At 65.6% G+C, this 21,063-nt stretch carries 17 protein-coding genes; 8 read left to right on the top strand and 9 right to left on the bottom strand.

Annotation, left to right across the window (positions count from 1 at the left end; all coding sequences use genetic code 11):
- Positions 1-85: 85 nt before the first annotated feature.
- Complete coding sequence (locus tag RXV88_RS07455; protein ID WP_316291621.1) at positions 86-2,323, bottom strand: xanthine dehydrogenase family protein molybdopterin-binding subunit; 2,238 nt, start codon at positions 2,321-2,323, stop codon at positions 86-88.
- 3 nt (positions 2,324-2,326) lie between these two features.
- Entirely contained in the window at positions 2,327-2,788 is a 462-nt protein-coding gene (locus RXV88_RS07450; RefSeq protein ID WP_316291619.1) for a (2Fe-2S)-binding protein, read from the bottom strand.
- Between the two features lie 96 nt (positions 2,789-2,884).
- Between RXV88_RS07450 and RXV88_RS07445 the strand changes: the two genes are divergently transcribed.
- Positions 2,885-3,463 carry a helix-turn-helix domain-containing protein gene (locus RXV88_RS07445; RefSeq protein ID WP_316291617.1) on the top strand — a complete coding sequence of 193 codons (579 nt, stop codon included), beginning with the start codon at positions 2,885-2,887 and terminating at the stop codon, positions 3,461-3,463.
- A 10-nt stretch (positions 3,464-3,473) separates the two neighbouring features.
- On the opposite strand, the gene kynA is transcribed toward RXV88_RS07445, so the two are convergent.
- From kynA to RXV88_RS07430, 3 genes are all read right to left on the bottom strand, one after another.
- Positions 3,474-4,307 (bottom strand): tryptophan 2,3-dioxygenase, encoded by an 834-nt coding sequence (kynA, locus tag RXV88_RS07440; RefSeq protein ID WP_316291615.1) that lies wholly within the window; start codon positions 4,305-4,307, stop codon positions 3,474-3,476.
- Positions 4,308-4,407: 100 nt separating this feature from the next.
- Positions 4,408-5,601 carry a kynureninase gene (kynU, locus tag RXV88_RS07435; RefSeq protein WP_316291613.1) on the bottom strand — a complete coding sequence of 398 codons (1,194 nt, stop codon included), beginning with the start codon at positions 5,599-5,601 and terminating at the stop codon, positions 4,408-4,410.
- The gene (locus RXV88_RS07430) at positions 5,598-6,347 is read right to left on the bottom strand and encodes an SDR family oxidoreductase (RefSeq protein ID WP_316291611.1); all 750 of its coding nucleotides are present in this window, start codon (positions 6,345-6,347) and stop codon (positions 5,598-5,600) included. The genes kynU and RXV88_RS07430 overlap by 4 nt, the downstream gene beginning before the upstream one ends.
- 120 nt (positions 6,348-6,467) lie before the next feature.
- Between RXV88_RS07430 and RXV88_RS07425 the strand changes: the two genes are divergently transcribed.
- From RXV88_RS07425 to RXV88_RS07400, 6 genes are all read left to right on the top strand, one after another.
- Positions 6,468-7,409, top strand: coding sequence for an MBL fold metallo-hydrolase (locus RXV88_RS07425; protein WP_316291609.1), 942 nt, complete (start codon positions 6,468-6,470; stop codon positions 7,407-7,409).
- Positions 7,410-7,513: 104 nt separating this feature from the next.
- Complete coding sequence (locus RXV88_RS07420; RefSeq protein WP_316291752.1) at positions 7,514-7,966, top strand: isoprenylcysteine carboxylmethyltransferase family protein; 453 nt, start codon at positions 7,514-7,516, stop codon at positions 7,964-7,966.
- A 135-nt stretch (positions 7,967-8,101) separates the two neighbouring features.
- The gene (locus RXV88_RS07415; protein ID WP_316291607.1) at positions 8,102-9,673 is read left to right on the top strand and encodes a Re/Si-specific NAD(P)(+) transhydrogenase subunit alpha; all 1,572 of its coding nucleotides are present in this window, start codon (positions 8,102-8,104) and stop codon (positions 9,671-9,673) included.
- A 13-nt stretch (positions 9,674-9,686) separates the two neighbouring features.
- Entirely contained in the window at positions 9,687-11,120 is a 1,434-nt protein-coding gene (locus RXV88_RS07410) for an NAD(P)(+) transhydrogenase (Re/Si-specific) subunit beta (protein ID WP_316291605.1), read from the top strand.
- A gap of 195 nt (positions 11,121-11,315) precedes the next feature.
- Entirely contained in the window at positions 11,316-11,951 is a 636-nt protein-coding gene (locus tag RXV88_RS07405; protein WP_316291602.1) for a hypothetical protein, read from the top strand.
- Between the two features lie 174 nt (positions 11,952-12,125).
- Positions 12,126-13,424 (top strand): DUF3422 domain-containing protein, encoded by a 1,299-nt coding sequence (locus RXV88_RS07400; protein WP_316291600.1) that lies wholly within the window; start codon positions 12,126-12,128, stop codon positions 13,422-13,424.
- A 325-nt stretch (positions 13,425-13,749) separates the two neighbouring features.
- Here RXV88_RS07400 and RXV88_RS07395 read toward each other — a convergent pair whose 3' ends face one another.
- The 4 genes from RXV88_RS07395 to RXV88_RS07380 form a co-directional block, all read right to left on the bottom strand.
- Positions 13,750-14,808: a YeeE/YedE family protein gene (locus RXV88_RS07395; protein WP_316291598.1), complete on the bottom strand. Its 1,059-nt coding sequence runs from the start codon at positions 14,806-14,808 to the stop codon at positions 13,750-13,752.
- A gap of 233 nt (positions 14,809-15,041) precedes the next feature.
- Positions 15,042-16,022, bottom strand: coding sequence for an ABC transporter permease (locus RXV88_RS07390; protein WP_316291596.1), 981 nt, complete (start codon positions 16,020-16,022; stop codon positions 15,042-15,044).
- Positions 16,015-17,079, bottom strand: a complete 1,065-nt coding sequence (locus RXV88_RS07385) for an ABC transporter permease (protein WP_316291595.1) — start codon at positions 17,077-17,079, stop codon at positions 16,015-16,017. Before RXV88_RS07385 ends, RXV88_RS07390 begins: the two co-directional genes overlap by 8 nt.
- 101 nt (positions 17,080-17,180) lie before the next feature.
- On the bottom strand, positions 17,181-18,884 hold the full coding sequence (locus RXV88_RS07380) for a peptide ABC transporter substrate-binding protein (protein ID WP_316291593.1): 1,704 nt from the start codon (positions 18,882-18,884) through the stop codon (positions 17,181-17,183).
- A gap of 260 nt (positions 18,885-19,144) precedes the next feature.
- On the opposite strand from RXV88_RS07380, the gene RXV88_RS07375 reads away from it, so the two are divergent.
- Positions 19,145-20,965 (top strand): ABC transporter ATP-binding protein, encoded by a 1,821-nt coding sequence (locus RXV88_RS07375; RefSeq protein ID WP_316291591.1) that lies wholly within the window; start codon positions 19,145-19,147, stop codon positions 20,963-20,965.
- Positions 20,966-21,063: the final 98 nt, after the last annotated feature.

The following is a 21,063-nucleotide window of genomic DNA, read 5'->3' as shown; positions in this document are numbered from 1 at the left end:
CAAGGCGATAATATGATTGAATTTTATGCAAAATGAAAACGCCCCCGTGGGGTGTCACGGGGGCATTTCTAGTAAATTCAAAGGATTAGGCGTAGAAGTCGACGCTCTTTGACAGCGGCAATTCCCGCAGGCGCTGGCCCGTCAGGTCGAATATGGCATTCGCCAGCGCCGGGGCGGCGGGTGGCGTACCGGGTTCGCCCACCCCGCCGAGATGCGGGTTTGTTTCCAGTGTGCGCACAACCACCGCGGGCATTTGCGGCATCCGCAGGGCCTCGTAATCGGGGAAATTGAGCTGCTGCACCATCCCGTCCTCAAAGGTGATCTCTTCGCTGATCGCCGCCGACAGGCCGTAGACCATGCCGCCCACCATCTGCGCCTCGATGATCGACGGGTCGAGCGCGACGCCCACGTCGCAGGCGATCCAGGCGTCGGTCATGCGGATCAGCCCGCCTTCGTCGCGCACCTCGATCACCATCGCCACGGGCGTGCCGAAGCTGTAGCACATCGCCACGCCGCGTCCGACGCCCTCGGGCGTGCTGCCGGTCCAGCCCGACATCTCGCGCACCGCGTCCAGGCAATCGGCGGCAGGGCGCCATTCGGTCTTGGCCAGCTGAAAGCGAAAGTCCAGAGGGTCGGCCCCGGCGGCATGGGCCATCTCGTCGATGAAGGATTCATGGACGAAGCCGTTGATCGAATTGCCGACCGATCGCCAGAAGCCGATGGGCACGTCGAGATCGGCCAGATAGCCGCGCGCGCGGTAGTTGGGGATGGCGTAGGGCTGATTGAAGAGCCCCTCGACCGTCACCTTGTCGGGTCCGCCGGGGGCAAAACCGATCCAGCGCCCCAGCGCCTGACGCGCAACCGAGGGGGCGGCGACCTGGGCATCCAGCATCACCGCCTGGCCATCGGCCACAGCGCCGCGCATCCGGGCCAAAGCAGCGGGGCGGTAGAAATCGTGGGTCATGTCCTCTTCGCGCGACCAGGTCAGCTGGATCGGCGTGCCGGGTATGGCCTTGGCCACGCGGGTGGCGAGCACGGCGAAATCCATCTCTCCGCGCCGGCCAAAGCCGCCGCCCATATATGGCGTGATCACCTCGACCTGATCGGGCGACAGACCCGCCTCGGCGGCGCAGGCGTCGCGCACGAAGGTGGGGGCCTGGTTGCCGGCCCAGACGCGCAGACCCTCGGGCGTGATCCAGGCTGTGGCGTTCATCGGCTCCATCGTGGCATGGGCGAGGAAGGGCAGCTTGTAGCTGGCGCTCAGTTCGGTCGCGCCGCCGGGTAGGTCGGTCACGTCGCCGTCGTCGCGCATTGTCGAGTTGGGCTCGGTGTCGAAGGCGGCCTCGATGGCGGCGAACATGGCGTCGGTTTGGGCGGGGTAGGGCGCGTCCTCCCATTCGATGGGGATCGCATCCACGGCCTGCTGGGCCAGCCAGGTGTTGCTGGCCACCACCGCCACGCCGTCGCCCATGTCGATCACCCGCTCGACCCCGGGCATGCGGCCCGCGTCGAACCCGTCGAAGCTGCGCATCCCGCCGCGTTTGGGCGACATCCTGAGGGCGGCGAATTTCATCCCCGGCAGACGGGTGTCGACGGCGAATTGCGCGGTGCCGGTGGATTTCTCCACCATGTCGACGCGCGGTAGCGAGCGGCCCAGATAGCGCCACTGATCGGGCTCGCGCAGGATGACGTTGGGCGGCGCGATCCCGGCGGCCTCGGCGGCGAGGTCGGTATAGGGGATCCGGGTGCCGTCGGCGGCGATCACGTGGCCGTCCTCGGTGCCAAGCGTCTCGGGGGCGACGCCCAGCCGGTTCGCCGCCGCCGCTTTCAGCATCTCGCGCGCGGTGGCGCCGGCGACGCGCATCCGCTCGTACCCGTCCTTCATCGCGGTCGAGCCGCCGGTGACCTGCATGTCGAACAGCTTGCCCAGGCTGCCCATGGTTTCCCCCAGCGCCTGCTGGAAGGCCGAGGCGTCGTAACCCTTGTTGGGCAGACCTTCGCCCATCATGGCGTGGTTGTAATAGGCCTTGGCGGCGGGGCCGTGGATGACGCGGATGTCCTCCCATGCGATGTCCAGCTCTTCGGCCAGAAGGGCGGCCCAGGTGGTGCGGGTGCCCTGGCCCATCTCGGCGCGGGGCGCGATCAGGGTCACGCCCGCGCCGTCGATCAGCACGAATGGGTTGAGCGCGGTCTCGCCCTCGGCCGGGCGCAGCGGGTTGGGCGCGTCCTTGTTGATCTGCCAGACGCCAAAGGCGACGCCCCCGGCGATGGCGACACCGCCGAAGAGAAAGGTGCGGCGGACGATTTTTCCGATGCTGGCCATGGATCAGCCCTCCGACATCTGGGTGGCGGCGGTCTTGATCGCGGCGCGGATGCGCGGATAGGTGCCGCAGCGGCACAGGTTCCCGGCCATCGCCGCGTCGATATCGTCGTCGCTGGGGGCGGGGTTTTCCGCCAGAAGGCTCGCCGCCTGCATGATCTGGCCCGACTGACAATAACCGCATTGCGCGACCTGATGGTCGATCCACGCCTGCTGAAGCTTTGCCAGATTGTCCGGCGTGCCCAGCCCCTCGATCGTCGTTACGTCGCCCCAGACATCGCCGATGGCCACCTGGCACGACCGCACCGCCTCGCCATCGATATGGACGGTGCAGGCGCCGCAGGCGGCGACGCCGCAGCCGAATTTGGTGCCGGTCAGCCCCAGCCCGTCGCGCAGCGCCCAGAGCAGGGGCACATCGGCAGGCAGGTCGAGCTCGGTCGTTTCTCCGTTGACGGTGAGGGGGATCATGGGCAGCTCCTCTGGCCGGAAAGCGTTCTGACAATCTTAGCGTGATGTGTCATCCTGTCAATTGACAAATTTTCCCAGATCTGTCAAACCGTCTGTATGGCGGACGGTCAGGACATCGACGATCCCAAGCGCGCGGCTATTCTGCACGCGGCATTCGAGGTGTTTCTGACCTATGGGGTCCGGCGCAGCTCGATGGAGGATATCGCGCGAAAGGCCGGGATGTCGCGCCCGGCGCTCTATCTGCATTTCCGCAACAAGGACGACATCTTTCGCGCGCTCAAGACGCAGTATTACGACGACGCGGTGCGCGACGTGACCGTGGCGCTGTCCCAGGACGGGCCGGCGGAGGAGGTGCTGCGCGCGGCGTTCCTGGCGCAGGCGGGCGAGGTCTTCGAGGCGCTGATGAATTCGCCGCACGGGGACGAGATTCTGGACCAGGGCGTGGCCATGGCGGGCGACGTGTCGGCCGAGGGCGAGGCCCGGCTGGCGGGGGTCTATGCCGACTGGCTGACGCGGCGGGCGGCGGCGGGCCGGATTAAGCTGCCCGGCGCGCCCGAGGTGCTGGCCGAGGCGATGATCCTGGCGCTGAAGGGCGCCAAGGCGCCGCCCTACGCGCGCTATCTGGAACGCGTGTCGGCCCTGGCGGGGCTCTTCGGGCGGGGGCTCGAGGCCTGAAAGCGTGCCCTCAGAGGTCGGTGCGCAGGTGCCACAGATCGGGGAAAAGCTCGACCTCGAGCATGTGTTTGAGATAGCTCACGCCGCCGGTGCCGCCGGTGCCGCGTTTCAGCCCGATGACCCGTTCCACGGTGGTGACGTGGTTGAAGCGCCAGCGGCGGAAGTAATCCTCGAGATCGACCAGCTTTTCGGCGAGTTCGTAGAGATCCCAATAGGTTTTGGGGTCGCGGTAGACCTCTTGCCAGGCGTCCCGCACTGCCGCATCGGGCGCATGAGGACGCTGCAGGTCGCGGTCGAGGCTGGCGTCAGGCAAGGGGATGCGCGCATTGAGCAGCGCCAGTGCCGTGTCGTAGAGGCTGGGGCGGGTCAGCTCTGCCTCCAGAAGTGTGGCCAGCTCGGGGCGGTGCGCGTGGGGGCGGATCATCGCGGGATTGCGGTTGCCCAGGGTGAATTCGATCAGACGGTATTGGTGCGACTGAAAGCCCGAGCTTTGCCCTAAAGCGGCGCGGAATGTGGTGTAGTCGCTGGGCGTCATGGTGCGCAGCACATCCCAGGCGCTGTTGAGCTGTTCGAAGATGCGGCTGACGCGGGCGAGGGATTTGAACGCGGGGCGGATGTCGTCGCTGCGCAGGATCTCGCGCGCGGCGTGAAGCTCGTGCAGCGCGAGGCGCATCCAGAGTTCCGAAGTCTGGTGCTGGACGATGAAGAGCATCTCGTCATGGGCGTCGCTGAGCGGGTGCTGGGCGCCCAGCACCTGATCGAGGCGCAGATAGTCGGTGTAGGACATGCGGCCGTCGAAGGCCATCTGCGCGCCTTCGCCGGAGGGATCGTAGGGATCTGTCATGCGGGGCACCTTTGGTTTGGCGGGAAGAGGGGGCTCTGCCCCCGTCGCCCTGAGGGGCGACTCCCCCGGGATATTTATGACCAGATGAAACGGAAAGGGCTCATGTGACGGCCTTGCGCTGCAGGTATTCCGGCCGGTCCCACGCGGCGGTGTCGAGGATCTGCGCCAGGTGGTCGGCGGCGGCGTCGATGTCGGCCTCGCCGATGTAGAGCGGGCAGATGCCGAAGCGCAGGATGTCCGGCGCGCGGAAATCGCCGATGACGCCGCGCGCGATCAGCGCCTGCATGATGGCGTAGCCCTGGGGGTGGCGGAAGGATACCTGGCTGCCGCGCGCGTCGTTATCGCGGGGGGTGGCCAGTGCGAGCGACGGGCAGCGCGCCTCGACGGCGGCGATGAAGCGGTCGGTCAGCGCCAGCGAGCGGGCGCGCAGGTCGGCCATCTCGACCCGGTCCCAGATGTCGAGCGCGGTCTCGAGTGCTGCCATCTGCAGCACCGGAGGGGTGCCGACGCGCATCCGCTCGATGCCGTCGCCCGCGCGGTAGCCCAGATCGAAGTCGAAAGGCGCGGCGTGGCCCAGCCAGCCCGAGAGCACCGGTTCTGCCCGGTCGGCATGTTCCGGCGCGACATAGATGAAGGCGGGCGCGCCGGGCCCGGCGTTGAGGTATTTGTAGGTGCAGCCGACGGCGAAATCCGCCTTGTCGCGGGTCACGTGCACCGGCAGGGCGCCGGCGCTGTGCGCCAGATCCCAGATCGCCAGCGCGCCGTGTTGATGCGCCCTGGCGGTCAGCGCGGGCATGTCGTGACGACGTCCGGTGCGGTAGTCGACCTCGGTGATCAGGGTCACGGCGATCTCGTCGGTGATGGCGTCCGCGACCTCTTCAGGCGCGACGAGGCGCAGCTCGTAGCGATCGCCCAGCAGCTTGATCAGCCCTTCGGCCATGTAGAGATCGGACGGGAAATTGCCGGTGTCGGAGAGGATCACGCGCCGGTCGGGGCGCAGGTTCAGCGCGGCGGACAACGCCTGGAACACCTTGATCGAGAGCGTGTCGCCGATCACCGTATGGCCCGGCACGGCGCCGATGAGCCGGCCCACGCGGTCGCCGAGCCTGCCCGGCATGGCCATCCAGCCGCAGCTGTTCCAGCCTTTGATCAGCTCGGCCCCCCATTCGTCGCGCAGCGCCTTTTCCAGCCGCGCGGGCGTGGCCGTGGGCAGAGGGCCCAGGGAATTGCCGTCGAGGTAGATGACCCCGTGCGGCAGCTGGAACTGCGCCCGGGTCCAGGTGAAATCGGTCACAGCTCGCCCCCCGAGAGCTGGATCGCCTGGCCGTTGACTGACCCGGAATTCGGGCGGCAGAGCCAGACTGCCGCGTCGGCCACCTCCTCGGGGCGGATCAGACGCCCGTGCGGGTTGACCCCGACCATCAGCTGGCGGGCCTCGTCGTGGGACATGCCGGTGCGGGCGGCGATCGAGGTGACGTTGCTGTCGACGATATCGGTGTCGACATAGGCGGGGCAGAGCGCGTTGAAGGTGTAGGGCTTGCCGGCGTAATCAGCGGCCAACCCGCGGATCAGCCCGATCAGCGCGTGTTTCGAGGCGGTGTAGGTCGGCGCGCCCTTCAGCCCCTTGAGGCCGGCGATGGAGCTGACGGCGACGATCCGGCCCCAATCTGTCTGGGTCATGCTTTTCAGGCTTTCGCGAATGGTCAGGAAGGCGCCGTCGAGGTTGGTGGCCATCATGTTGCGCCAGAAATCGAGGTCGGTCTTCAGGAGGGCGCGGCCCTCGGCGATGCCGGCGTTGGGGACGCAGATCTGGATGGGACCGCGCTGGGTGACGGCCTCGGCGATGCCGTCGGCGACCGAGGCTTCGTCTTGTACGTCCATCACAAGAGGGTGCAAGCGGCCGCCCGCGGCCTCTTGCAGCGTCGCGGCGCGGCGGCCGGTGATGGTGACGAGGGCGCCTTCGTCGGCCAGCGCGCGGGCGATGGCCAGGCCGATCCCGGTGCCGCCACCGGTGACGAGTGCGTGTTTGCCGCTGAGCATCCTGCGTCCTTTTCCCAGGTTTTGGCGCAGCCTAGCCGGATTAGGCGTGGTGGCAAGGCGGACTTGCTAAACGCATTCATTCATGTGAATGTGAGCGCGGCTGACGGGAGGGTGAACGCCATGCGGATGATCTTGGGACTTGTGCTTTGCGCCGGGGCGGCGGCGGCGAGCGAGGATATCGCGGACAAGTATCCGCAGTCCGAGCTTTACGACAAACCGGTCGAGGTGATCCCCTATGTCTGGTCGGCCATCGGCGCGACGGCCCCGCCGACCTACGACAACAGCGGCCACAACAACAACCTGTCCTTCGTCGTGACCGGTGACGGGGTCGTGGTGGTTAACGGCGGCGCGTCGGTGCGGCTGGCCGCGGCGCTGCACGACGAGATCAAGGCGGTGACCGATCAGCCGGTGAAGCTGGTGATCAACGAGAACGGGCAGGGCCATGCCATGCTGGGCAATGCCTATTGGGCGGATCTGGGCGTCGATATCCTGGCCCATGAAGAGGCCATCGCCGAGGTCGAGGAAAACGGCGATTTCATCCTGCAGGGGATGCAGCGCTATAATGGCGACAAGGCCGAGGGCACGCGGGTGGTGCCGGCCAATCTGTCGTTTTCCGACCGCGAGGTGATCGAGATGGGCGACGTCACGCTGGAGGTGCTGCATCTGGGTCCGGCGCACGGGCCGGGCGACACGCAGGTGTGGATTCCGCAATGGTCGATGATGATCGCCGGGGATATCGCGTTTCACGAGCGCATGCTGCCGGTTTTCGCGGACACCTGCACCTCGTGCTGGATCGAAACCTGGGAGACGGGATTTGCGCCGCTGGAGCCGACTTATGTGATCCCGGGCCACGGGCATCCGACGAACCTGGCGCAGGTGACGCGTTACACGTACGACTATCTGCTGGACCTGCGCGAAAAGATCGGCGCGCATATCGACGAGGGTGGCGATCTGGCCAGCGCTTATTACGTCGATCAGGAACGCTGGTCCAAGCTGGACACGTTCGAGGAACTGGCCACCAAGAATGCCGGCCGGGTCTTCGAGGAAATGGAATGGGAATAGCCACGCAGCTCCGAGGAAAGCCCGCAAGGGCTTGAGGAGGGGCCGCTCGTCCGCCCGTTTGGGCGTCCTCGCTTCGGCGGGAAACAAACCGGAGGATGGCGCAGATGCTCAGATGGGTCGACATGCCGCCGGTGTGGCTGGCGCTCTGCCTGGCGCTGGCCTGGGGACAAAAGACCTACCTGCCGGCGGGGCTGAGTTTCGGCCCGGTCTGGGCCGACCTCCTGGGCGGTCTTCTGGTGGGCGGCGGCGTCGTGCTTTTTGCACTGGCCGCCTACGAATTCCGCCGTCACCGCACCAGCATCATCCCGCATGAAACGCCTGAGCGGATGATCACCCTGGGTATCTTCAAACGCAGCCGCAACCCCATCTACCTCGGTGATTCGCTGATCCTGGCAGGCATGATCCTGTATTGGGATGCGGTGTTGGCGCTACCACTGATCCCGGTCCTCGTCTGGATCCTGGAACGGCGCTTCATCGTGCTGGAGGAAAATCGGATGCGGCGCAAGTTTCGTGCCGATTTTGCGCGTTATGCGCAACAAACAAGAAGGTGGCTTTAACTCCCGCGCGACTTATGTTCTAGAGCCGCAGCAGCGGTTGTGGCCGATGGGTCAGCATTGTAGACCCACCGTTTGAGCGGCGCTGCCGCAACGGAACCGAAGAAACGTTTGATCTGACGCGAGGGGGACTCATACGTGAAGATAGGGACGCCTAAGGAAGTGTTCGCAGGCGAGGCGCGTGTAGCCATGACGCCTGACTCTGCACTTCAGTTGCAGAAACTGGGCTACGACTGCGCCATCGAGACCGGTGCGGGCGCGGCGGCCGGGTTCACCGACGACGCCTATGAAGCCGCCGGGGTCGAGGTGGTCAAGACCGCCGCGGCGCTCTGGAAAGGCGCCGATATCATCGCCAAGGTCCGCCCGCCCAGCGACGCCGAGGTCAAGCGGCTGAACGGCGACAAGCTGCTGATCAGCTTCTTCTACCCCGGTCAGAACCAGGAGCTGATGGAGGCCGCCGCCAAGAAGGGCGCATCCGTCATCGCCATGGACATGGTGCCGCGCATCAGCCGCGCCCAGAAGATGGACGCGCTGTCGTCGATGGCCAATATCGCGGGCTACCGCGCGGTGATCGAGGCGGGCAACAACTTTGGCCGCTTCTTCACCGGTCAGATCACCGCCGCCGGCAAGGTGCCGCCGGCCAAGGTTCTGGTGGTGGGCGCGGGCGTGGCCGGTCTGGCCGCGATCGGCACGTCGACCAGCCTCGGCGCGATCACCTACGCCTTCGACGTCCGGCCCGAAGTGGCCGAGCAGGTGGAATCGATGGGCGCGGAATTCGTCTATCTGGATTTCGAGGAAGAGCAGCAGGACGGCGCCGCCACCGGCGGCTATGCCGCTGTATCCAGCCCCGAATTCGCCGCGGCACAGCTTGCCAAGTTCCGCGAGCTGGCGCCTGAGATGGACATCGTCATCACCACCGCGCTGATCCCCAACCGCGAGGCGCCCGAGCTCTGGACCAAGGACATGGTCGAGAGCATGAAGCCCGGGTCGGTCATCATTGACCTCGCGGCCGAGAAGGGCGGCAACTGCAAGCTGACGGTGATGGACGAGAAGATCGTCACCGACAACGGCGTCACCATCATCGGCTACACCGACTTCCCCAGCCGGATGGCAACGCAGAGCTCGACGCTCTATGCCACAAACATCCGCCACCTGATGACCGATCTGACGCCCGAGAAGGACGGCCAGGTCAACCACAACATGGAGGATGACGTGATCCGCGGCGCGACCATCGCGCATGAAAAAGAGATCACCTTCCCGCCGCCGCCGCCCAAAGTGCAGGCCATCGCGGCGCAGAAGAAGGAAAAGCCCAAGGAACTGACGCCCGAGGAAAAGCGCGCGCAGGAAATCGCCGCGTTCAAGGCGCAGACCAAGCAGCAGGTCACGCTGATCGGTGTCGGCGCGGCGCTGGTGCTGCTGGTGGGGCTCGTGGCGCCCGCCAGTTTCATGCAGCATTTCATCGTCTTCGTGCTGTCGGTCTTCGTCGGCTTCCAGGTGATCTGGAACGTCGCCCATTCGCTGCACACGCCGCTTATGGCGGTGACCAACGCGATCTCGTCGATCATCATCCTGGGCGCGCTCATCCAGATCGGGTCGAGCTCGCTGCTGATCACGGTGCTGGCCGCGGCCGGTGTGCTGATGGCTTCGGTCAACATCTTCGGCGGCTTCCTCGTCACACGGCGCATGCTCGCCATGTTCCAGAAATCTTAAGGAGCGGCGCATCATGGAATACGGATTCACGATTGCGGCCTATGCGGTCGCGGCGGTTCTCTTCATCCTGTCGCTGGGCGGGCTTTCGGGCCAGGAAAGCGCGAAACGGGCGGTCTGGTACGGCATCGCCGGCATGGCCATCGCCGTTCTGGCGACCCTGATCGGGCCGGGCCAGGGGCTTTGGCTCGGGTCGGTCGTCCTGATCGCGCTGGGCGCGGCGGTCGGCTATCAGCTGGCGACCCGCGTGCAGATGACGCAGATGCCCGAGCTGGTGGCGATCATGCACAGCCTCGTCGGCCTTGCAGCGGTCTTCGTCGGCTTCAACGCCGATCTGACCATCAACATGGTCGAGGCGGCCAAGGCCGCCGGCGAGGCGGTCGAGGGCAGCTTTGCCACGCTCGTGGCCAAGAAGACCTCGGTCGAGATTACCATCCTCAAGGTCGAGCTGGTGCTGGGCATCTGGATCGGTGCCGTCACTTTCACCGGCTCGGTCATCGCTTATGGCAAGCTGGCGGGCAAGGTGAACTCGGCGGCGAAACAGCTTCCGGGCGGGCATATGCTGAACGCCGCCGCGGCGGCGCTGTCGGTGGTGCTGGCGATCGCCTATTTCGCCGATACCGGCAGCTGGACGCTGGTCCTGCTGACGCTGCTGGCGCTCTTCATCGGCTATCACCTGATCATGGGCATCGGCGGCGCCGACATGCCGGTGGTGGTGTCGATGCTGAACAGCTACTCGGGCTGGGCGGCGGCGGCCATCGGCTTTAGCCTGGGCAACGATCTGCTGATCGTCGTGGGTGCGCTGGTGGGATCGTCGGGTGCGATCCTGTCCTACATCATGTGCAAGGCCATGAACCGTGCCTTCGTCAGCGTGATCCTGGGCGGCTTCGGCGGCGCATCGGGCGAGCAGATGGCGGTCGAGGGCGAACAGATCGCCATCGACGCCGACGGCGTAGCGCAGGCGCTGGACGAGGCCGACAGCATCATCATCATCCCGGGCTACGGCATGGCCGTGGCGCAGGCGCAGCAGAACGTGGCCGAGCTGACCCGCCGCCTGCGCGCCAAGGGCAAGGAGGTGCGTTTCGCCATCCACCCGGTCGCGGGCCGTCTGCCGGGTCACATGAACGTGCTGCTGGCCGAGGCCAAGGTGCCCTACGACATCGTGCTCGAGATGGACGAGATCAACGACGACTTCCCGGATACGGATGTCGCCATCGTCATCGGCTCGAACGACATCGTGAACCCGGCCGCACAGGACGACCCCAACAGCCCCATCGCCGGCATGCCGGTGCTGGAATGCTGGAAGGCCAAACAGGTCTTCGTGTCCAAGCGCGGCCAGGGCACCGGGTACTCGGGCATCGAGAACCCGCTGTTCTTCAAGGACAACACGCGGATGTTCTACGGCGACGCCAAGAAGTCGCTCGAGGATCTGCTGACGCGCATTTCCTGACGCGCCGGCGACAAACAAACTTCAAGGCCCCGCCACCCCGGCGGGGCCTTTTGATTTGCGGGGCGCGCCGCGGTCCTGCCTGCGATCCGTGCAGACGCACTCCGCCCAGGGGCGCGATGGTCAGTTAATCCTTTCAAGCCGAGCGAGACCGCGGCTAGGCTGATCGGACAATTGCTTTTTAAACCGGAGATTGACATGCAACGAGAAGACCTGCCCGCCGATTTGCAGGCCCGCTACGACGCGCTTTATGCCATTGCCGAGCAGGCGCTGGGGCAGGACCCGGCCACGGCCTATGCCTCCGACACGCCGCCGCCGCTCGACCCTGCGCTCTTCGCCGGGCACGAAGCCGACATTCAGGCAATCCTCGCCGCCTATGGCGACATCTTCGAAGAGCCGGAAGACGAGCCCGATCTGGAGTTCGAAACCAAGCTGACCCTGCCGATGCTCGGCCAGATCGCGCAGGCGCACCACGCCACGCACCACACCCATCACCACCATCATCACAAGAAAAACAAACTGCGGGTCTATTACAAAGGCATCTTCCTGCACCTGGTGGTGCCGAAGGATGTGATGGACCACATTCTGGCACATACCGGGACGGCCAAAGAGCTGGCCGATTGGCTGGGTGTGTCCGGGGTCGAGGGCGAGGCGCTGGCCGCGGCGCTGCATTTCCTGATCAAGTTCGAGACCAGCCGTCTGAAAAAGGCCAATTCCCATTCGCACGGCAAGGGGGTGGACCTGCGCTGGACGATCTTCCAGCTGGGCCTGCTGGTATCCTCGGGCGGTATCCTCTCGCAGGCGGCGCAGCCCTTCATTTCGCCCGCGACCTGACCGTCTTTGATACCGCGCCCGCACCGGCCGAAAAGCGCGAATTGCGGGCGCGCGCGGCGCTGGCTGGGCATGTATGCCGTTGTGTACGATTAAGTTATTGATAAGTATGGAGATTTGTCTTTACACTTGACCGATGTCACAGTAAGGCCGAGTCTATAAGCTCGGGAAAGCATCATGCCGCCCATTCAGGACCATCCGCTGCGCTACCGGCTCTCGAACGAGCTGCACGCGCGGCCGTTCCCCTCGCTCAGCGCGCCGTGCCGCGCGGTCTATCTCGCGATCAAGAAGCCGCAGCAGGCCGCGTCGCGCGACCGGTCGCTCGATCTCAAGCATCTGACCGATCTGCTGGACCGATACGGCACGCAGCATCCGCAGCCCGGGGCCACGCATTTCTCGGGCCGCATCGGCCAGCACATGCTGAAATGGGAGCAGCACACGGAATTCGTCACCTACACGGTGTTCATGGACGGCCTGACCGACCGGCCTTTCGATCCGGCGGATTTCGAGGTCTTCCCGGAAAGCTGGCTTGCCGAAGCGCCGGGCGTGCGCATCACCTCGGCGCTGATCCGGATCGCCGAACGCGGCGAGGCGGCCGAGACCGAGCGCGCGCTGAACCACTGGTTCGTGCCAGAAAGCCTCGCGGTCAGCGCCGTGCTGGACGAGGACGCCATCGTCGCCGGAGATTTCCGCATCGATCCGGCGGGGCATCTGCGCTTTGGCGTCTTCACCCGCCCCGGGGTCGGCGAACGGCGTGTGGGGCGCATCGTGCAGCGGCTGTGCGAGATCGAGACCTACAAGACCATGTCGATGCTGGGCTTCACCCGTGTGCGCGAACTGGCCCCCCGCATGGGCGAGATCGACGGCGAACTGAGCCGCCTGATGGAGGCGATGACACATGGCGCGGGACCGGCGGAGGAGACGCTGAAGGCGCTCCTGTCGGTCTCGGCGGAGCTGGAGAGCCTGTCGGCGCAGACCTCTTTCCGGCTGGGCGCGACCGGGGCCTACGAGGCCATCGTCGGCCAGCGGATCAGCGTGCTGCGCGAAACCCGGTTCCAGGGGCGGCAGACCTTCGGCGAATTCATGATGCGCCGCTACGACCCGGCCATGCGTACGGTCAAGAGCACCGAGGCGCGGATGGACACCATGACCACCCGCGCGATGCGCGCCGGCGACCTCTTGCGCACCCGGGTCGAGGTCGAACGCTCGGCCCAGAACCAGCAATTGCTGGAATCCATGAACCAGCGCGCGGACATGCAGCTGCGGCTGCAGAAGACGGTCGAAGGTCTTTCGGTGGTCGCGATCAGCTATTACGCGGTGTCGCTGGCGGGCTATCTGCTCTACCCGCTGGCCGATGCCACGGGGATCGGCCGAGGGCTTCTGCTGGCAGGGGTGACCTTGCCCGTAGTGGGGATCGTCTGGTGGATGATCCGCCGCATCCGGCACGCGATGGAAAATTCCGGCCCCAGCCTCTGAAAACTTGTTGGGAATCCATCGGAGCGCCTTCGGCGCGCTTTATGGTGTGATGAGGGGCGCTGCCCCTCAAACTCCCCGGGATATTTGGGGATCAGTGAAACGAAGTCTTAAATAAGATAGTGACAAAGTGGTTTTGCGGAACAGGCGGGGACGCCGATGACCGTGATCGGTGAAGCAGTTGCTTTTCCCTGACCCGGTGGTGATCCCGCCGGGTCAGTCATTTCAGCCCCTGTTTTCATTGATCCATAAATATCCCGGGGGTGTGGGGGCTGGCCCCACTTGACCCTGCGTGTGGGGGCTGGCCCCCACTGGCCCGCGATACGGCTTATTCCGCCGGTTGAAGGAGCGCACCGGAATTGCGGCTTGCGCCGCGCAGGGCCGCGTCGAGGGCAAGTGCGCCACCGGCGATCGACGCTATGGCCAGGATGGCGGCGAACGACAGGGTGGGCACGCCGGAGAGGCCTGCGCCGACGGTGCAGCCTCCGGCCAGCACGCCGCCCACGCCCATTAGGGCCGCGCCGGCGAGGTAGCGCCCGGTCTGGCGGGGGCTCTCGAAGCTTTGCCAGGCAAAGCGGCGTGCGGCCAGCGACGACAACAGCGCCCCGCCCAGCACGCCGCCGATCAGGCCGACACCGAAGCCCGCCGGGATCGATGTCGAGGCGACGAGCCAGAAGAGGCTGTCGGCGAAGGGCGAGGTGAAGCTGAGGCTTTCCATCGCGATGGGATCGAAATCGTCATAGAGCACGAAACCCGTCCCGACCCAGCCCAGTGGCACCAGCAGGCCCAGCAGCGCCGCGAGCGTCAGCATCGGCCAGCGGTTGCCCGAGCGCAGCGCAAAGGCCAGCGCGGCCGTCGCCAGAAGAGCCGTCCAAACCAGCGCGCCGCCCGGCAGGGCGGCGAGGCTGACGGCCTCGCCCAGCGGCAGGGTGACGCTGCCCAGCGTGGTGCGGATCGGAGCCAGCACACCTTTGAGCGTCGCGTGGGCGACGATTGCGAAGACCGCAAGAACGGTCAGGGCGCGCAGGTTGCCCGAGCCGGTCAGAACCGTCAGGCGCGACACGCATCCGCGGGTCAGCACCATCCCGGCGCCGAACATCAGCCCGCCCGCGACGATCGCCAGCACCGGAAGGTCGGACGCCATGAAGCGGTGATCGTCGAAGGCGATCAGACCCTGCGACACGGCGAACTGCGTGCCGACCAGCGCCGTCGCCAGCGCGGTCAGCCAGACGCCCATCGCAGAGCGGGCGTCAGACCCGACCAGCCCGCGGCGGAAACAGAATTTCGTCTGTTCGGCGAGCACGCCGAACAACGCCCCCAGGCCCAAAGCGAAAAAGACGGCGACCTGCGGCGCGGTGAGGTTTTCAAAGCCGAGCGTTTCGAACATGACGGACTCCGGGTTTCAGAACAATATTCCAGATGAACCGGAGAAAGCCGCAATGCAAGGTCGCAGAGGGTCGCTGTAAGCCGTTTTTTCAGAACAAAGTTCCGGTTTCTGCGCTGCGGTAGGCCGCAGGTTCCGCTTTGGGTGCGTATGGGCAAAGCTGTCTTGCCTTCAGCAGTACGCTGGAACCGTCGTTCTTTTTTGCCGATCGGCGCGGGGCCGCGCCGCGGCCCGCCTCAGCGCCCGCGGATACGCGGATCGAGCGCGTCGCGCAGCCCGTCGCCAAGGTAGTTCACCCCCAGCACCGTCAGCGAAATGGCGATGCCGGGCAGCATGACGCGCTCGGGGAATTCCTCCATTCGGGGCACCGCGTCGGCGAGCATCTTGCCCCAGGTCGGGAAGTCCGAGGGAAAGCCGACGCCGAGGAACGAAAGGGCGCTTTCGGTGATGATGGCGGTGGCCAGGCCCAGCGTCGCCGACACCATGATCGGCGAGAGCACGTTGGGCAGCAGGTGGCGCGAGATGATCTTGAACGGTGTCGTGCCGATGGAACGTGCGGCCAGCACGAACTCGCGCTCTTTCAGCGCCAGGATATCGCCGCGCACGATCCGCGCGGTGGGCATCCACGAGGTGATGCCGACCACGGTGACGATCAGGATGAACATCCCGCCCTCGGGGCCGAAATTGGCGCGCAGGGGCTGGCGGAAGAGCGTCACGGCCACCAGCAGCAGCGGCAGGATGGGCAGCGACAGGAAGAGATCGGTGGCGCGCATCAGCGGCCCGTCGAGCCGCTTGAAGAACCCGGCCATGACACCGATCGCGGTGCCGATCACCAGCGACAGCACCATCGCCGCCCAGCCCACCGCCATCGAGGCGCGGCCACCGTAGATCATCTGGGCCAGCTGGTCGCGGCCCAGGTTGTCGGTGCCGAAGGGGTGGCCCCAGTCCACCACCGCGGCGCTGTCCCAGAGCGCGGTGTAGATCGGGCGCAGGTCCTTGTTGCGGATGTCGAGCTTTTGCGGATCCAGCGTCCACACCCACGGCCCCACCAGCACGGCGAGCGTGACGAACACCAGGAAGCCGCCGCCCAGCATCGCGCCCTTGTGCTTGCGGAACTGCGACCAGACATCGGCCCATTGCGAGCGCGGCGGCTTGCCGGGTTCCTTGTCCTGAAGCGCCTCGATGGGCAGGAGCGAGGAGGGGACGGGGTCAGTCATAGCGGATCCTCGGGTCAAGCACGCCATAGAGGATGTCGGCGATCAGGTTGAAGGTCACGATGAGGATCGCGAAGATGAAAGTCAGGGTCATCACCATCGGCAGATCGTTGGCGAAAAGCGCGGTGATCAGAAGCTGGCCGATGCCGTTCACCTTGAACACGTTCTCGGTGATGATGGCGCCGCCGAAGATCGCCGGAATACCCAGCGCGATCACCGTGATCACCGGGATCATCGAGTTGCGCAGGACGTGCACCATGACCACCACCGCCTCGGACAGGCCCTTGGCGCGGGCGGTGCGGACGTAATCCTGGTTGAGGTTGTCGAGCATCGAGGCGCGCATGTAGCGGCTGATCTGCGCGGTGGTCTGCAGCGCCAGCACCATCACCGGCATGATCATCTGTTGCAGCTGGTATTTGAGGCTGGCCCAGTCGTTGACCACGTGGGTGGTGTCGTAGATCGAGGGGAACCAGCCCAGCTGCACCGAGAAGATCACGATCAGCAGCGGGCCTGTGAAGAACGGCGGGATCGAAAAGCCGATCATGGTGATGAAGGTGCCCGACTGGTCGAAGATCGAATATTGCCGGTAGGCCGAATAGATGCCGATGGGCAGCGCGATCAGGATGCCGACGACATACGACAGCCCCACCACCCAGAGCGTCTGGGGAATGCGCTGGATCACGATGTCCATCACCGGCGAGCGGGTCTGCCAGGACAGGACGCGCAGGTCGCAATTGTCGAGGTTGATGCCTTCGCAGCGGGTGTAAAGACTGGTGTCCGGCAGCCAGCCCAGCAGCGTAGACGACGACGTCAGCCAGTCGATCAGGACCTTGGGTTCGGTCCAGAAGAACTGCACCAGCCATTTCCAGTATTGCACGAAGACCGGCTCGCCCAGGCCGAGCGCCTCGCGCATCTTCTGCTTGACCTCGGGCGGCACGGTCAGCGGAACCTGCGCCATCGGGTCGCCGGGGGCCAGCTGCAACAGCATGAAGATCACGAAACTGATGAACAAAAGCGTCGGGACGGACAGGACCAATCGTCGGACGGCGTAGGTCAGCATGGGGCGCCTCGGTTCATGAGTCTTTAAGGGGGGATGCGGGGGCGGCAGAGCGCGCCCCGCGGGTCCGGCGTGCGGCGGGGAAGGCCCCGCCGCGCCGTGGTTCAGTCGATACGGTACCAGTCGGCAACGTTCCAAAGCTCGCTGTCCCAGGTGTTCAGAATGACACCGCCCAGCGTGTTGGCATGGGCCGACACCCGGCCACGGTCCACCAGCGGAAGGATGGTGTAGGTGTCCTTGGTCAGCATGTCGTTCATCTGCTTGGCGATACGGCCGCGCTCTTCCAGCGACCCGGTGCGGGCCAGCTCGTCGATCAGTGCGTCGTATTCCGGATCGCAGAAGCGGTTGATGTTCTCACCCTGCCACTGCGACGAGGGCTTGGGCTCGTTGCCGCAGCGATACATGGCCAGATAGGCCTGCGGATCGGTGCCGTCGAAGTTGTTGGCGTACATTTCGACGTCGGCATAGAACTTCTGGAAGGTGTCGGGCGAGCCCGGGTCACCGCCGAAGAAGACCGACGCGTCGATGTTGCGCAGCTCGGTTTCGACGCCGATTTCCGACCACCACTGCTTGATCAGCGCCTGGAAGTCCTGACGGACAGCGTTGGTCGAGGTCTGATAGAGGATCGAAAGTTCGACGCCGTCCTTGTCGCGGATGCCGTTGCCGTCGCTGTCGACCCAGCCGGCCTCGTCTAGCAGCGCGTTGGCGCCGGCGATGTCCTGGGTCAGGCATTCGGTGTTGTCCGAGGCATAAAGCGCCGGTGCGGGCACCAGGTTACAGGTCGGACGGCCAGCCTGGCCATAGCCCACCTCGACCAGCAGCTCGCGGTCGATGGCCATCGACAGCGCCTTGCGCACGTTGATGTCCGACAGGAACGGGTGCGGATGCGCCACGGTCGCGCGCTCGCCTTCCGGCAGGTCGGGCGAGGGGTTGGTCATGTTCATCTCAAGCCGCTCGACCAGGGTGCCGAAGGCCGCGATCGGGGTGCCCATGCCGCCCTCGGCCATGCGCGCCAGCACGTCGGGCGCCAGCTGCAGGTTCCAGGCATAGTCGAATTCGCCGGTTTCCATCACTGCGCGGCCCGCCGCGGTCGCATCGCCGCCGCCCTTGAAGGTCAGCGTGGCGAAGGCCGGCTTGGCCGGATCGCGGTAGTTGGGGTTGGCCGACATCGAGATCACGTCGTTGGGCTTGAACTCATCGACCACGAAGGGGCCGGTGCCGATCGGGGCGAAGTTCTGCTCGGTGCAGGTCGAGGCCGCGGCGCCGGTGCAGTTTTCAAACTGCGCCTTCTGGATGATCGGGGACTGACCGCCCATGAACGGGCCGTAGGGGTTGGGCGTAGGCTGGCCGAAGGTCACCTTGACCGTCAGCGGATCCAGCACCTCGACCGCGGTCACGCCGTCGAACTTGGCCAGCTGCGCGCAGCCGCCTTCCGGGTTCATGCAGTAATCGGCGGTGAACTTGACGTCCTCGGCGGTCACCGGGCTGCCATCGGACCACACCAGCCCGTCTTTGATCTTCCAGGTGATCGAGGTCAGATCCTCGCTCACGCCGCCGTTTTCGACGGTGGGGATTTCGGTCGCCAGGTAGGGCACCAGCGCGCCGGTCTGGTCGTAGCGGCCAAGGGGTTCAACCACCAGCGACGCGGATTCGATGTCCTTGGTGCCGCTGGACAGATAGGGGTTCAGGATCGACGGGGCCTGCCAATAAATGATATTGACGTGCCCGTCGGATCCGCGTTCGGCCATGGCCGCCGGGGCCAGGGCAAAAGAGGCCGCGGCCCCCAGCATCAGGGTCTTGAGCTTCATTCATACTCTCCATGTTGGACACGCGCTTTACCGGGTGTCGCCGTTTTTTTTATCGCGGGGACGGGCCGAAAACGGGTCGATGCCAAAGGCGGACCGGACCGGACGGGCCCGGAACGACCGGTGATCGAACCCCCACTGGGCGTTATCGAAGCAGACTTTGGGGAAATTGCAAGGCTTGCATTGAGGAAAGCGGCCTCGGGGTTTGACACTTTGGAAAACGTGCCGTTAGCGTAATCGCATCTGACAAGGGAGCGCAGCGGATGCTGGACCACGCCATCGCCCGAATTCAAAACCTGAGGGTGGAATTCGAAACCAAGGACGGCCCGGTGGTTGGGGTCGAGGACGTGTCCTTCGACATCGGCCCGGGAGAGACCGTCTGTGTCGTGGGCGAATCGGGCTCGGGCAAGTCGGTGTCGTCGCTGTCGCTGATGCGGCTGATCGAATACGGCGGCGGCGATATCGCCAACGGCCGGCTGCTGTTCGACCGCAAGGAAGGCGGCGAGATCGACCTGGCCGGTGTCGATCAGGATCTGATGCGAACGATCCGCGGCAACGAGATCGGGATGATCTTTCAAGAGCCGATGACCGCACTCAACCCGGTCTTCACCGTGGGCCGCCAGCTGACCGAGGGTCTGCGCGTGCACCGCGGCATGAACCGCGAGCAGGCCGAGGCGCGGGCGCTGGAGCTTTTGCAGCAGGTGCGCATCCCCGAACCGGAACGCCGTCTGCAGCAATATCCGCATGAGCTGTCGGGCGGGATGCGTCAGCGGGTGGTGATCGCCATGGCGCTGGCCTGCAAGCCGCGCCTGCTGATCGCTGACGAGCCGACAACCGCGCTCGACGTGACGATCCAGGCCGAGATCCTGGCGCTGATGGACCGGCTCAAGCGCGAGACGGGCACGGCGGTGATGTTCATCACCCACGACATGGCGGTGGTGGCGCAGATGGCCGACCGCGTGGTGGTGATGTTCCGCGGCAACAAGGTCGAGGAGGGGCCGGTCGAGCAGATCTTCGAGAACCCGCAGCATCCCTACACCCAGGCGCTGCTGGCGGCGGTGCCCAAGCTGGGCGAGATGACCGGCAAGGACCTTCCCGAGCCGATGCGGCTGGTGGGCCACGAACAGGACGAGGTTACCCCGATCAAGGGCACCGACAAGGTGCTGCTGACGGTCGAAGGGCTGACCACGCGGTTTCCGGTAAAGGGCGGTTTTTTCCGCCGCACCGTGGCCAATGTGCACGCGGTCGAGGATGTGTCCTTCACCATCAAAAAGGGCCAGACCCTCAGCCTGGTGGGCGAATCGGGTTGCGGCAAGTCGAGCGCGGGGCGCTCGATCTTGCGGCTGGTCGAGCCGCTGAGCGGCAAAGTCGACCTCGACGGCAAGGACATCATGGCGCTGGACGCAGGCGGGCTGCGGCAGGCGCGGCTGGATATGCAGATGATCTTTCAGGATCCCTTTGCCTCGCTGAATCCGCAGATGCAGCTGGCCGACCAGGTGGCCGAGCCGATGCGCAATTACGGCACCCATAAAGGGGCCGAGATGATGGACCGGGTGGCGATGCTGTTCGACCGGGTAGAGCTGCCGCGCAGCTTCATGCGGCGCTTTCCGCATGAATTGTCCGGCGGCCAGCGCCAGCGGATCGCCATCGCCCGGGCACTGGCGCTGAACCCCAAACTGATCGTCGCCGACGAGGCGGTGTCGGCGCTCGATGTGTCGGTTCAGGCGCAGGTGATCAACCTGATGATGGAGCTGCAGGCCGAGCTGGAGCTGAGCTATCTCTTCATCAGCCACGACATGGCGGTGGTGGAGCGCGTCAGCCACAAGGTCGGGGTGATGTATCTGGGCCGCATCGTCGAGATCGGCCCGCGTCGGGCGGTCTTCGAGGATCCGCAGCACGACTATACGCGGGCGCTGATGAAGGCGGTGCCGATCGCCGATCCGCGGCGGCGCAAATCCGAGAAGGATCTGAACTTCAAGCCGATCCCGTCGCCGATCCATCCGGTGGGCTACGAGCCGGGGCGGTCGGAATATGCCGAGGTCAGCCCGGGGCATTTCGTGCTGACCTCGGACAGCGGGTATTGAGGGATTGCGCCGACGCAGGCGACCTTCGGTCTTGCGTCGACGCCGGGAGTGGGGGGCCAGTCCCCCACACCCCCCGGGATATTTTGGGATCAGTGAAA

The organism is Aestuariicoccus sp. MJ-SS9 (genome assembly GCF_032586235.1).
Lineage (GTDB): Bacteria > Pseudomonadota > Alphaproteobacteria > Rhodobacterales > Rhodobacteraceae > Aestuariicoccus.
Note: the sequence above shows the minus strand (reverse complement) of the source record. Positions and strands in the feature narration are given on the sequence as shown.